Source organism: Psychrobacillus sp. FSL H8-0483 (assembly GCF_038637725.1).
Classification (GTDB): domain Bacteria; phylum Bacillota; class Bacilli; order Bacillales_A; family Planococcaceae; genus Psychrobacillus.
The window spans coordinates 1746737-1758771 of record NZ_CP152052.1 but is presented as its reverse complement, the minus strand read 5'-3'; the positions used below and the strand labels follow the sequence as shown (position 1 = coordinate 1758771).

At 34.8% G+C, this 12035-nt stretch carries 17 protein-coding genes; 3 read left to right on the top strand and 14 right to left on the bottom strand.

Annotated features, from left to right (window positions below; genetic code table 11):
* Positions 1–33: 33 nt before the first annotated feature.
* From msrB to MHB48_RS08215, 10 genes are all read right to left on the bottom strand, one after another.
* The gene (gene msrB, locus MHB48_RS08260) at positions 34–444 is read right to left on the bottom strand and encodes a peptide-methionine (R)-S-oxide reductase MsrB (protein WP_342600994.1); all 411 of its coding nucleotides are present in this window, start codon (positions 442–444) and stop codon (positions 34–36) included.
* Positions 434–925 carry a peptide-methionine (S)-S-oxide reductase MsrA gene (msrA, locus tag MHB48_RS08255; protein ID WP_342600993.1) on the bottom strand — a complete coding sequence of 164 codons (492 nt, stop codon included), beginning with the start codon at positions 923–925 and terminating at the stop codon, positions 434–436. The genes msrB and msrA overlap by 11 nt, the downstream gene beginning before the upstream one ends.
* Before the next feature lie 48 nt (positions 926–973).
* Complete coding sequence (locus MHB48_RS08250) at positions 974–1546, bottom strand: YpmS family protein (RefSeq protein WP_342600992.1); 573 nt, start codon at positions 1544–1546, stop codon at positions 974–976.
* 12 nt (positions 1547–1558) lie between these two features.
* A complete protein-coding gene (locus MHB48_RS08245) occupies positions 1559–2365 on the bottom strand; it encodes a GDSL-type esterase/lipase family protein (protein WP_342600991.1) in 807 nt (268 codons plus the stop codon).
* Between the two features lie 57 nt (positions 2366–2422).
* Positions 2423–3262 carry a DegV family protein gene (locus tag MHB48_RS08240; protein WP_342600990.1) on the bottom strand — a complete coding sequence of 280 codons (840 nt, stop codon included), beginning with the start codon at positions 3260–3262 and terminating at the stop codon, positions 2423–2425.
* Positions 3263–3733: 471 nt separating this feature from the next.
* On the bottom strand, positions 3734–4225 hold the full coding sequence (locus MHB48_RS08235; protein ID WP_342600989.1) for a dihydrofolate reductase: 492 nt from the start codon (positions 4223–4225) through the stop codon (positions 3734–3736).
* A 23-nt stretch (positions 4226–4248) separates the two neighbouring features.
* Positions 4249–5199: a thymidylate synthase gene (locus MHB48_RS08230; protein WP_342600988.1), complete on the bottom strand. Its 951-nt coding sequence runs from the start codon at positions 5197–5199 to the stop codon at positions 4249–4251.
* A 35-nt stretch (positions 5200–5234) separates the two neighbouring features.
* A complete protein-coding gene (locus MHB48_RS08225; protein ID WP_342600987.1) occupies positions 5235–5810 on the bottom strand; it encodes a YpjP family protein in 576 nt (191 codons plus the stop codon).
* Between the two features lie 278 nt (positions 5811–6088).
* Positions 6089–6868, bottom strand: a complete 780-nt coding sequence (locus MHB48_RS08220) for a class I SAM-dependent methyltransferase (RefSeq protein ID WP_342600986.1) — start codon at positions 6866–6868, stop codon at positions 6089–6091.
* The gene (locus MHB48_RS08215) at positions 6865–7302 is read right to left on the bottom strand and encodes a BrxA/BrxB family bacilliredoxin (RefSeq protein ID WP_340919886.1); all 438 of its coding nucleotides are present in this window, start codon (positions 7300–7302) and stop codon (positions 6865–6867) included. The genes MHB48_RS08220 and MHB48_RS08215 overlap by 4 nt, the downstream gene beginning before the upstream one ends.
* Before the next feature lie 405 nt (positions 7303–7707).
* Between MHB48_RS08215 and MHB48_RS08210 the strand changes: the two genes are divergently transcribed.
* Together MHB48_RS08210 and MHB48_RS08205 are read left to right on the top strand one after the other, a co-directional pair.
* The gene (locus MHB48_RS08210; RefSeq protein ID WP_342600985.1) at positions 7708–7971 is read left to right on the top strand and encodes a hypothetical protein; all 264 of its coding nucleotides are present in this window, start codon (positions 7708–7710) and stop codon (positions 7969–7971) included.
* A 181-nt stretch (positions 7972–8152) separates the two neighbouring features.
* The gene (locus MHB48_RS08205) at positions 8153–8791 is read left to right on the top strand and encodes a cupin domain-containing protein (protein ID WP_342600984.1); all 639 of its coding nucleotides are present in this window, start codon (positions 8153–8155) and stop codon (positions 8789–8791) included.
* Between the two features lie 279 nt (positions 8792–9070).
* Here the strand turns inward: MHB48_RS08205 and MHB48_RS08200 are convergent, their stop codons facing one another.
* The 3 genes from MHB48_RS08200 to MHB48_RS08190 form a co-directional block, all read right to left on the bottom strand.
* A complete protein-coding gene (locus tag MHB48_RS08200) occupies positions 9071–9454 on the bottom strand; it encodes a hypothetical protein (RefSeq protein WP_342600983.1) in 384 nt (127 codons plus the stop codon).
* A gap of 185 nt (positions 9455–9639) precedes the next feature.
* Positions 9640–10077, bottom strand: coding sequence for a hypothetical protein (locus MHB48_RS08195; RefSeq protein WP_342600982.1), 438 nt, complete (start codon positions 10075–10077; stop codon positions 9640–9642).
* A 106-nt stretch (positions 10078–10183) separates the two neighbouring features.
* Positions 10184–10885 carry a DUF421 domain-containing protein gene (locus MHB48_RS08190; RefSeq protein WP_342600981.1) on the bottom strand — a complete coding sequence of 234 codons (702 nt, stop codon included), beginning with the start codon at positions 10883–10885 and terminating at the stop codon, positions 10184–10186.
* 202 nt (positions 10886–11087) lie between these two features.
* Between MHB48_RS08190 and MHB48_RS08185 the strand changes: the two genes are divergently transcribed.
* Positions 11088–11558 carry a DinB family protein gene (locus MHB48_RS08185; protein WP_342600980.1) on the top strand — a complete coding sequence of 157 codons (471 nt, stop codon included), beginning with the start codon at positions 11088–11090 and terminating at the stop codon, positions 11556–11558.
* Positions 11559–11669: 111 nt separating this feature from the next.
* On the opposite strand, the gene MHB48_RS08180 is transcribed toward MHB48_RS08185, so the two are convergent.
* Positions 11670–11921, bottom strand: a complete 252-nt coding sequence (locus tag MHB48_RS08180) for a hypothetical protein (protein WP_342600979.1) — start codon at positions 11919–11921, stop codon at positions 11670–11672.
* Positions 11922–12035: the final 114 nt, after the last annotated feature.

Genomic DNA, 12035 nt, shown 5'->3' with positions numbered 1-12035 from the left:
GGAAAGTCCTCTTCCGTGCTTTTATTATGTAACTTAAAATAGTTTTACGTAATCTTCATAGCCTTCTTCTACAAGCTTATCCTTTGATACAAAACGCATCGATGCAGAATTGATACAATATCGAAGGCCAGTTTCTTCTTTAGGACCGTCTGGAAAAACATGTCCTAAATGAGAGTTCGCTGTTTTACTTCTAACTTCTACCCGTCTCATTCCGTGTGTATCATCAAAATGCTCTGTCACTTCATGTTCTTCAATAGGTCTAGTAAAGCTCGGCCAACCACAGCCTGCATCATACTTATCCTTTGAATGAAATAACGGTTTACCAGATACAACATCCACATAAATTCCCTCTTCAAAATGCTTATCATACTCATTTTGAAATGGTGGCTCTGTTCCATTTTGTTGTGTGACATAATATTGCATGTCAGTTAGTTTATCTTTCATTTTGAAACCCCCTACTTTTCTCTACAAATGCAGCTCTTCCTGATCCAACGAAGTATCTTTTATAATGTGCAGGATTTTTCTTATAATAATCTTGATGATATTCTTCCGCAGCATAGAATTCAGATGATGGTAATATTTGCGTTGCTATTTTCACATTGAATTTCCCTGATGCATCCAACGTAGCTTTTGAATTCTCCGCTTTCTCTCGTTGTTCTTCTGAATGATAAAAAATGGCAGTTTGATAAGATGAACCACGGTCAAAAAATTGCCCTTGCTCATCTGTCGGGTCGATATTTACCCAGAAAATATCTAACAAACGATCGTATGAAAACTTCTCTGGATCAAATGTAATTTGAACTGCCTCATAATGGCCTGTTGCATTGGAACAAACCTGTTCATAAGTTGGGTTAGCAACATGTCCACCTGTATAACCCGATTCTACTTTTTCAATTCCTTCATAAGAATCAAAGGGTTTTACCATGCACCAAAAACATCCTCCTGCAAAAGTTGCCTTTTCCATTTTATCCCCTCACTTTGATGGTATGATTATCTCTAATATTATTCTATCTTCCACTAAATTCAACTCTTTAGCTCGAACACGAAATCCAGAAGTCATTGGTATATTCGCTAATTGGATCAGGACTTGTTCTTCTTCTGGCATTACAATCATCCATGGAGGTAAGTCAATCGAATCCTTTAATAACTTTAACACTGTTTCAGGAGGAAGTTGTAATTGACCTACTTCAAGGGAAGATTGCTCCAACCGAATATTCCCGTCTTCTTCAACAAAAGGCTCAAAATACATTTTGACTGGTAAAGTTAACGAGAAGATGGTTAACTCCGATGTTAACACTATTTGGTCATCTACTAATAATTGCAGTGGAAGTGGTTTATCATCCATAGCTTTTTCAATAAATGTATTTGCAATTCCTTGAAAATCTTCTTTTGTAGCATTTACTGTCAACACATTACCTGTTGGATTAGCCTTCATAGGTTCGACTTTCACCGATTCAGATGGAGCTGTTATCCAGTAAACGAGCGCACTTGCGCTTCCGATAAGTATTAATATTAATAAAAAGAATGCAATCTTCCACTTATTCATCTCACCAACTCCTCAAAACAACAATTCCCTATTTTGCACATCAATCAAACCACAATCTTGTAATGAATCCATCACAGCTTCATTAATCAATTGATAGCCTTTACTATTTGGATGGAAAAAATCCGTATGATAAACTAAATTATCATTGGAAATAAACAATTTATCTATTGGAACAAAACAAGCATTTCCATCACTGTATGCAACTGATTCAATGGTATTATTCCAATCAGATACTATTTGATCGAACTCACTCTTCTCATCTGTCACAATGGTAATAGGATTATAAATACCAAGAAGAACAATAGGGGCAATGCTATTAATCTCTCGAATTTCCTCTAATATATGATCATAATTACGTTCAAACTTCTCCAATTCCTTTTCAAAAGCTTCTACTCGTAAATCAAACAAATCTTTCTTGACAACTTTCATCATATCATTACCGCCAATTGTTAATACAATGACGCTGGCCTTTCGAATTTGATGATCTATGTCCCCATCTTTAAGCATTTTCAACAGTTGATCGCTTCGCCGACCTCTTTTTGCAGTATTGGTTAATACTACACCTTCTATTCCTTTATATTGTAAAATTTCTTTTTGTAATCGCCCGATATAACCATCTCTTTTTAATTCGTCCCCTACCCCTTGCGTTAACGAATCTCCAAGTCCAACTAGTTCAATTGTTCTCGGAAAAAAAGAAAAGGGAATTACATACTCTTCGAAAAGGACCGCTTCTCTTTCTGAAAAACTAACTTCTTTCATTTCATTGGATACACAACCGGAAAGAAACAAAATACATAAAAGACTTATTAAATATTTCATCGTTAACTCCTTATCTATAAAACAAAGCAGGGAATTATTATCTTCCCTGCCTCTACACTAGTCTGTCATATACATAAATCCTATTGCACCAGGACCTGTATGAGTACTAATTACAGGCGATGTAAAGGAAACTTGAGTATGTTTAAAACCCGATTCTTCTATTAATTTCATTAATGGAGTAGCCATCGAGAGTCCATTTGCATGAGCAATCCCGACTGCTTTAACAATTTTCCCTTTTGTATCTTCTAAGAATTGATTATACAAGTAGTTAACGACTTGTTTATGGCTACGTACTTTTGCAACCGGTGTGTACTCTCCACCTTCAAGGCTAGCGATTGGCTTAATGGAAAGTAATGAACCAATCATAGCTTTTCCTTTACCAATGCGTCCGCCTTTCACTAAATTTTCTAGTGTATCTACTACTACAAATAAATTAGTATTCGAACGAATATCTGCAAGTTTTTCCATAATCGCTTCTTTCGTTTCACCTTTCGCAGCCATTCTTGCTGCTTCCTCTACTTGGAAAGAAAGAGCAAAAGATATAAATCTAGAATCAAACACCGTAACATCTGAATCTGTCATTCCAGCAGCTGTCTGTGCAGATTTTACTGTCCCACTCATGCCACCAGTCATATGAATAGAAATGACCTGATCTCCATTTTCACCTAATCTATCGTACAACTCTTTGAATACACCAACTGCGGGTTGAGATGATTTTGGTAATTCTATTGATACAGCCATTTTTTCTAAAAACTCTTCAGGCTGAATATTAATTCCATCTATATATGACTCTCCATCAATTTGAATTGTCAAAGGTACAACGTGTATATTAAACTGTTCCATCAGCTCTTTTGTTATGTATGCTGTAGAATCTGTTACTATGTGAACTTTAGGCACGATATATCTCTTCCTTCCTCAATAGTTCTATTATAAGAAGAAGTACATTATTCTGTAAACTATTTGCTTACAGTTTTCATTTCCTTAATCTTATGAGTAATACTTGTTGTCAATTCTTCTAGAACTATTTTTGCGTCATTCATTTGTATGCTTCCTATACTATATGAAGGCAAAATACTTATTTGAACATACCCAGAGCGAATTTTGTTATTTTTTTTTCAAAATGTCAGATGTGCCAAAGATCGCGATTGGAATAAGCTCCACACCTTCCAATGTAAAAGTGCTCTTTGTTCTTTTTAAATGCCCGCAGCCCATTATTGCGGGACTGTATGTACAAGCTCGTTATATCGCTTGATTTCTGCTATATGCGGACACATTCCGCGGAGTGAGCGATAAGCCATCACCACAGCTCACGTACTATTTGTGATGTCTTATCTGCCGCTTCAATCAACAAATTGAGTAAAGAACAACCTATTCACTAACTTTTCTATCAAAAACCAAATACACATATATATGACCTTCTGGTGTCTTCATTTCTTCTGTTGTTTCTACGAGCACCCAGTCATCATCACTGTATGTTGGAAAATATGTATCACCATTAAATACATGTTGAATTAATGTGATGTACAGTCGATCAGCATTCGGCAACACCTCTCGAAATATTTGTTCTCCACCAATGATCATTACTTCCTCATGGTGAGCTTCTGCAAGTGCAATTGCATCGACGAGATTAGTAACTACTTCTGCTCCTTCCACTTTATAAGAAGGGTTTCTAGTAACAATAATATTTTTTCGTCCTGGCAATACTCGACCGATAGATTCATACGTTTTTCTTCCCATGACAATTGCTTTATTCATTGTTTTTTCTTTAAAATAAGCAAGGTCACCTGGTATATGCCAAGGCATTTTATTGTCAAGTCCAATAACGGAATTTGTATCATGTGCAACGATTAATGAAATCATGTGACGCCTCCTATGTTTCTATATTATACCGCAATCGGAGCTTTAATTCTTGGATGAGGGTCATACCCTACCAACGAAATATCCGATATCTCAAAGTCAAATATAGACGCTTTCTCTGAAGATAATAAAATGGTAGGTAATGGACGTGGAGATCGAGTTAATTGCGTTTCCACTTGCTCCATATGATTTGAATAGATATGTGCATCACCAAGAGTATGGACAAACTCTCCAACTTCTAACTGACATTCTTTAGCGATTAAATGCGTCAGAAGCGCATAGGAAGCAATATTAAAAGGCACTCCTAAAAAGACATCCGCACTTCGTTGGTATAGTTGACAAGATAACTTCCCATTTGCCACGTAGAATTGCATAAAGCTATGGCATGGTGGTAAAGCCATTTCGTCTACTTCTGCAGGATTCCATGCCGTAATAATATGTCTTCTAGAATTAGGATTTTTCTTGATTTGATCAATGAGATTTTGCAACTGATCAATCGTCCCTCCGTCTTTGTCTGGCCATGATCTCCATTGTCTACCATATACAGGTCCTAGATCACCAAATTCCTTGGCAAATGAATCATCAGACAATATAGTTGAGCAGAAAATATCCATTTGGGCATCCACTACTGCCTTAAACGCAGGATCATTTGCTGCACGCACACCAAAGTTGGTCATATCAGGTCCCGTATATTGGTCACTTTTCACCCATTTTTCAAACGCCCATTCGTTCCAAATATGATTGTTTGCTTCAATTAAGGTTTTTACGTTTGTATCCCCTTTTAAGAACCATAATAATTCACTAACAACTAAACGAAATGCTGTCTTTTTTGTCGTAAGTAAAGGAAATCCTTTTTCTAAATCAAAACGCATTTGATATCCAAAGACACTCTTCGTTCCTGTTCCAGTACGATCCCCTTTCACTACACCATTATCCATAATATGTTTACATAACGTTAAGTATTGTTCCACTGTCATTCTCCTTCTATTCGCTCATACAAAAAAGCCCTCAACTAGGAGAGCCATTTTGGCGGTGTATTTTTGGACCAGAAAATCTCGCCTAAAGCATAATGTTTTGCGTATTTATCTTCTGCTATGTGATAATGAAAATTAAAATAAAACCCGTCTTGCGGTTTTTTATCCGTTCTTACGTGGAATCTGATTAAATCTTCTTTGGTCGTTTCGTTGTAGATATGAAATATCTTTTCATGATACTCACCTGATGGTTGCTCCGTAATAGATAAATTAGAAGCTTGGTCTCCCTCAACTTTAGCAACTGTTGCATCAATTGCTTCTTGTATTCTTGGGAAGATAACATCATCAAATTCATTTTGAATAACTGGACCAATCCTATTTCCAAATTTTATGTAAGATTGCTCTCGAGCTGCCATGGAAATACTTTCAACTGGGTCTAGAGTATCAATAAGACTTACTTTTTGAAATTCGGTCGTATTTGCATCCGACGAAATCGATTTCGTTGGAGTTTTGTTATCTAATAATTGTTCCCAAATAAAATGGTTTGGAGATATAAGCCCAAAGGTTAATAAAGCAACCGCTATAATGATTGTTTTTTGGAACCACTTCTTCATCTTTTATCACCTTCAATTTCGACCAATTTAGTTAAGCTTACTATAAACTTAAACGTATTTCATGAACAAAAGGTTTCATCTTCTATGTATTCATTGTACAATAAAAAGTGTAAACATTCAGTAGCTTTTTTAACTTAAGGAGGAAAATCACATGGGCGTAGAATTAATCATTGGTATCGGATTTTTATTTTTATTAGGATATTTAACATCTCTAAACTTCACAAACTAAATTCAACTGTATTTCCTAGCTAAAAGCTGTCGTTATTGACAGCTTTTTTTTATTTCTTAATAATACCATAATGAAATTTTGAAGTTAATCTCGTTTGTTGTTGAAACCCGAATTTCTCAAAAAGAGACGAGCGGAAATGAGCCTTTAACACTACCCTTTTCCTTGCAACGCGTTTTGCTTCTTCCACCCATTCATCCGATAACGATTCATGCACACCCGCTTCTCTAAGTGATTGAAAATTAGAAGACTCTACAATCACTTCTTCAAACATCGGATCGATATAGACGACGTCATAAGAGCCGGAGTCCACGCTTTTTAAATAGTCTACTGCATCTTGTTTGATTAAATAAATTCTACGCATACTCTTCTGTAAATCTGCAATTTCTGTTTCATACGTTTGTAACCCTTGCCCTACAACGTACGCAATCATCTGATCTTTTTCGCAGGCATCGACAACGCCCTTATCCCCCACTGCATACGCAGCGATTAAACTGTCTGAGCATAAACCTGCAGTCGTATCTAAAAAACGGTCTCCTTTTGCTAAACCCACAGCTTCTAGAAATAAGTCTTGTTCTCCATTTAATAAACGTTTCATCCGAAAAGCCGCAGAATTGGGATGAAAGAAAAAAGGAGCAGAAGAACCGTATTTGTACAGTTCTAACCTCTCCTTACTAACGACTAATACGTGAGCATTTTGCTCTTGTTGCATTTTTTGAACAGATTTCTTCTGTCTAGTCACGTATGCTATACATAACTCACTTGCAGTTTTTTTTGCTTTTTCAATGTACTCTTCGTTTGTTCTCCCTGCAGTAGTAACAATTGTTTTCATGCAGAAACAATTTGCGAAAGAACACCTGCAAGATGATCTTTAATTGTCTCCATCGAATTACTTTCGATTTGTTCTCTAGGAATGAAATAAGCCAATTGCCCATCTTTCCAGATAGCAATAGAAGGTGAACTTGGAGGAACATCCTCAAAATACTCTCTCATCGTTGCAGTAGCTTCTTGATCTTGCCCCGCAAATACCGTCACTAAATTCTCCGGCTTCACTTCTAATTCATCCACAGCAGAAATAACTGCTGGTCTCGCTAGTCCTGCCGCACAACCACAAACAGAATTGATTAAAACTAAAGAAACACCCTCTGCATTTGCCATATGGTCTTGTACATCCTCAGGAGTTAATAACTCTTTAAATCCAGCATCTGTTAACTCACTTCTCATCGGTTTCACTATTTCTTTCATGTATTCATCGTACGCGTTCATCTATTCTCCTACTTTCGTTCAATTCATTTACCCTTTATATTGCAGGTTATCTATTTTATATTCTACTCATGTTTTTATATAATTTCACGTAATTAGAACTCTTGATGTTAGTTTTTAAAACCGTAAGTTAAATAAATGAAAAGCAAATAGCCATAATTCGGATGTTAACGCGATATTTATTACATAGCTCTGTTAATTTTGGTTGTTGTTTGAGTTAATTTCAAAAAACTTGTAATGGAAGATTTTCCATATTAGATAAATGAAAGTACACTTATACTAAAATATGTTTCATCTCTTTTGTTATGGACCTAACCCTACTTATTAAAAGTGTAAAATACTTTCACCAAAATGTATATGTAGCATACCCTAAATCAAGAATGAAATTAAGTACTGGGGGCTATTAGTTTGAATAATGATAAAAACAATGGCCATGATGATCAAAACACCCAAAATGTAAGTCAAGCCGCGAAGCTTGCCGTCATTGGTGCAGCAATAGCTACAGTTGGCGATGCCATTAGCACTATTGCAGCCATACTTGCATTAGAAGACGAGCGGCAAGAACAAAGTGATAAGGCGGATATGCAAAAACAGATCGATTATTTAACCACTGAATTAGAAAAACTTAAAAACCAAGGAAATAACACAAAAAAACAAGGTTTGTGGTTTTAATAAATCCTTCGCATTAGTCAATTAGCTTAAGCATCTCTCGGGGTGCTTTTTTGTGTTTCATACCATAAACGAAATGTGAAATGAACAATAATTGGCTCATCACACTAAAGCAAACTTATACATATTCTGTATAACATGTGCTAATCATGCACGTCACAATTTGTTAAGGAAGGATGTACTCTTGAGCTCTCATATGGTTTATACTTCGCCTAATACGCAGTTCGCTTTTGATGTAAATAACAGTCCACTTGTTCAAAAAGATAATCGGAATTTTATTAATATACTAAGTATTAATCAGTTAAATACATTAGACAATGTGTCTTTACTTGATATTTTTCTTAGCACCGGTAATGTTATTGAACCTCATTACCATCAAAATGCTGCAGAACTAGTGTATTGTGTTTCTGGAGCAGCTACCGTTTCATTACTGAACCCTTTTACAAAGCAATTACTGAATTTTCCCATTAAACCAGGTCAGGTAGCAAACGTTCCTCAAGGCTGGTGGCATTATGAAATTGCTACTATAGACAATACACATCTACTCGCTATTTTTAATGCATCAACACCTGAGGTAATTCTAGGTTCAGATATTTTAACTCTAACACCCTCTAATGTCATGGCATATACTTATTGTATGGATGAAAACCAATGGAAAAAAGCGATTGCTCCCGTTAAGAGTTCCACCTTTATCGGTCCTCCCAAGGACTGCAATAAAGCAAATGAAACCGTTTCTTATCAATACCCCCAATATACGACTCATTACAATAACCAAATATATCCACCTCAAGCGTACTTTCATCCAAACTTACCTAATCCATAGGCGCTGTTTTATTTCACTGTTGTTTTTTTGCATATCATTTGCGGTAGAATCCGCGTAGAGTCCTGCGGAAAGCAAGCGGATTCTACCAAATAACAACCATTTAATTTAACTGCTCTAATCCATAAAATCACCATGTTTAATAGCAAATCTTCTAATCGTTTATGATGAGTGTATAAAAGGACACGAAACAAGCGTAAAAAAGTGCTTGTTTCGTGTCCTTATTTTATGAAAGATCGTTTATTCTGAAATCCATGAACATAGTCAATTAAAAGTTATCGTTTAGTTCCTTTTTGTTGCAGCACTCCGAATATAACCATAAGACATATTCAATTCATCAGCGATTTGTTTATAGGTTTTGTTTTCCATGTACTTCATCCGAGCAATTTGATAATTCAAGCCTTCCAGCTTGTTTATTTTATCTTCGTTCTCTTCCTTAATATCAAGATAAAACGAAAGCATCTTTTGAAATCGATGTTTTTTATCATGTAAATCATAAATGTTACCTTTAGAAGCATTTACATCTAAATCATCTGTACATGTTCGTGAAAAAGGAATCTTACCATTACCAAACCAATAATCTAAATCGTTATCTACCTGTAATAGTTGAGTCTCGATCATATCAATTTTTCTACATAGATCCACATAATCTGTTATTATTTTCATTCGATTTCCCCCAATCCAGATTTTTTATTTATATTCTGGTTGGACTTTATTTGTGCTTGTTCCAATCCACGTCTTGGTCCCTTAATGACAACATGTTATCCAGACACTAAAAAGCACCTTCCAATTAATCGGAAGGTGCTTACCTAAACTGCAGGTGGAACAATATTTTCATATATTTAGGACATCTACTGTTTAGACAATTCCTTATAAGCAAGGACCTTCAACGCAAGCATTTCTTCTTCCGTTAAAGTACTTTCGAGCTTATTAAAAATTTCTTGTTTTTCTTCAGCAGTCATCCCATTTTGGGCTTTTGTTTGTATTTCTTGTAATTCACTTATATTAAATTTTTTTAATAAAACCTTAGTTGCTTCTTCTTTCGTTTGGAAAGGAAGCTTACTACTATCTACATTTTTACCTTCTTCTATAAACGCCTGTAATTGCGGATCATTATTGATTTCTTCTTTAATACTTTCCAACTGACCACTATCTTGAAGTTCAACCGCTACCTTCTCCATTACTTGGTCCGCAACTAGTTTAGGTCCAAAATAATATGCAGCAATTCCTATTATCACGACAATAACAACCAAACTCAGAAGTACTTTAAAAAATTTCAATTTTTCCACTCCTTTACACATTCTATTAAGAATACTACACAATTGAATAGTAGTATGCATGAAAACTTTCAAAAACCATTTCTCAAAGCTCATTTTACGTATTTAAAAAGCTGAACTACTTATAAAAATATACTTTTAATTCATCCTGTTCGTCAACTGTTGCTAAAAGAATATCGTGTATATTAACATTCAAGATGGACGTTTTATTTTCTAACCAGCTAATATCTTTTCCCGACTGCTGTAATTGACTATAATCTACTTTACCATCTTTAATAATCGTCATCGGAAGATAAAAAGGTTTTTTAATCATTTGCATATCCCCTGGGGTTAAAGCTTGTAATTGGGGAGATAAAAAAAACGATATCGATCCATCAGGCTCCCATAATGCTAGTGCAACCTTCTGAATTTCTTCGATGTTTGCCTTTCTAGCTTCTGATAACAAATGATCAACCGTTATTCTTGCTTTTGATATGCCATTATAATGAATTTCTCCATTTTTGATTAATGTGTAAGGAGATGGCTCAAGCCAATTTTTAAATATATTCCATTTTAAACTTAAAAATACGCAAGCTAAATATAAAATAACTAATACGCTTGTTGTGATAAGAGATCCCTTTAATCCTAATCCTTCGTCTGATAAAGGATGTGCCAGAATATTTCCGAGGACTAAAGCAATCGTAAAATCGATTAGCCGTAACTGTGCAATTGATCTGCGTCCCATAATTTTAGTTGCTAATAATAAAAAGGAAAATGAAACAATCGCCCGCATTATCCATTGAATAGTTGTAAGAGTTTCCTGCGCATAAATAAAATCCATCTATATTCCCACCCCAGTTCAGCCTCCATCTTAAACAATAGTATCTCCGCGAAAACGAAAACCATGAATGAAAACTGAATGAAAGAATATGTACTCATTTCCAGTCTTTTAAAGTCTAATTATTAGGATTTATTTCAATATTAAAATTCGTTTGAATGCAGAACATGCATTCTGTTATTCTGTTTTCTAGGAGGTGGAGAATTTGAACTCGACTGATATATTAATAATTAATTTTGAGGAAATTCGCAGAAGAAGTATACTAGCCTGGGATTCTATTCCCGAGGAATTATACAATTGGAAACCAGATGAGAACGCACTTTCTTGTTTAGAAATGGTTCGTCATGTATTAGAATCCGAATACTATTATCATTTAGCAGTTAAAAATAGAGGTAGTATCGCCAACTTTATTTCTCCTTTTGAATCTAGAAAATTAATATCTGTTCAAGAGGAACTCAAGTTTGCCCAAGAATATAGAAATAATTTTATGAAGATGATCCAATCATTTAGTGAAGATGATTTGAAAAATATTCAAATCGATCGCTCAGATGTGGGTTATATAAGAATTCTTGGGGACATGTTATTAAGAATAGCTTATCATGAATCTGTCCATACAGGACAAATGCTAGACTACCTACGAACAGCTGGAGTACATCGACCTAATATTTGGGATTGATTAATTTTCAGAGTATTAATTTACCATTAATACTCTTTATATCTTTTAGATCATTCATGATACCTTCTATTTAGAAGAACTATTCTTGAGTTTATTAATGCTATTCCTCCATCATATAACTTTTCTGTTTTTCAATTTGTATTCCGAAACTTTGTAATCGATAAATGCACCTATAATTCCAGTAGGTAATCCTCCCGCTGATAGGGAAAGTATAATAATAAATAAACTTAGCTTCTCCACTTTATGACTTAAAAAATATAGGATTAAAAGAGTTCCTATTATGGTAAAAATTACGGTGAAATAATATGTTATATGAATTTCTTCGTTTATTTTTGATTCTTCTTTCGCTAATTCATTACTCATTGTATTCCCTCGATTCCAAAACACTGCGATTGTCTTTGTATTATTCACATATAATCTACACTTTACACATTATTTTTCCATTAATAATATATAAAAAAACACCGTCGATTTAAG

Excerpts from the sequence above, each read along its gene's own strand:
- msrB (WP_342600994.1), bottom strand. The coding sequence starts at position 444 with ATGAAAGATAAACTAACTGACATGCAATATTATGTCACACAACAAAAT.
- MHB48_RS08190 (WP_342600981.1), bottom strand. The coding sequence starts at position 10,885 with ATGGATTTTATTTATGCGCAGGAAACTCTTACAACTATTCAATGGATA.
- MHB48_RS08235 (WP_342600989.1), bottom strand. The coding sequence starts at position 4,225 with ATGATTTCATTAATCGTTGCACATGATACAAATTCCGTTATTGGACTT.
- msrA (WP_342600993.1), bottom strand. The coding sequence starts at position 925 with ATGGTAAAACCCTTTGATTCTTATGAAGGAATTGAAAAAGTAGAATCG.
- MHB48_RS08230 (WP_342600988.1), bottom strand. The coding sequence starts at position 5,199 with ATGACAGTGGAACAATACTTAACGTTATGTAAACATATTATGGATAAT.
- MHB48_RS08250 (WP_342600992.1), bottom strand. The coding sequence starts at position 1,546 with ATGAATAAGTGGAAGATTGCATTCTTTTTATTAATATTAATACTTATC.
- MHB48_RS08225 (WP_342600987.1), bottom strand. The coding sequence starts at position 5,810 with ATGAAGAAGTGGTTCCAAAAAACAATCATTATAGCGGTTGCTTTATTA.
- MHB48_RS08245 (WP_342600991.1), bottom strand. The coding sequence starts at position 2,365 with ATGAAATATTTAATAAGTCTTTTATGTATTTTGTTTCTTTCCGGTTGT.
- MHB48_RS08215 (WP_340919886.1), bottom strand. The coding sequence starts at position 7,302 with ATGAACGCGTACGATGAATACATGAAAGAAATAGTGAAACCGATGAGA.
- MHB48_RS08200 (WP_342600983.1), bottom strand. The coding sequence starts at position 9,454 with ATGAAAATAATAACAGATTATGTGGATCTATGTAGAAAAATTGATATG.
- MHB48_RS08220 (WP_342600986.1), bottom strand. The coding sequence starts at position 6,868 with ATGAAAACAATTGTTACTACTGCAGGGAGAACAAACGAAGAGTACATT.
- MHB48_RS08180 (WP_342600979.1), bottom strand. The coding sequence starts at position 11,921 with ATGAGTAATGAATTAGCGAAAGAAGAATCAAAAATAAACGAAGAAATT.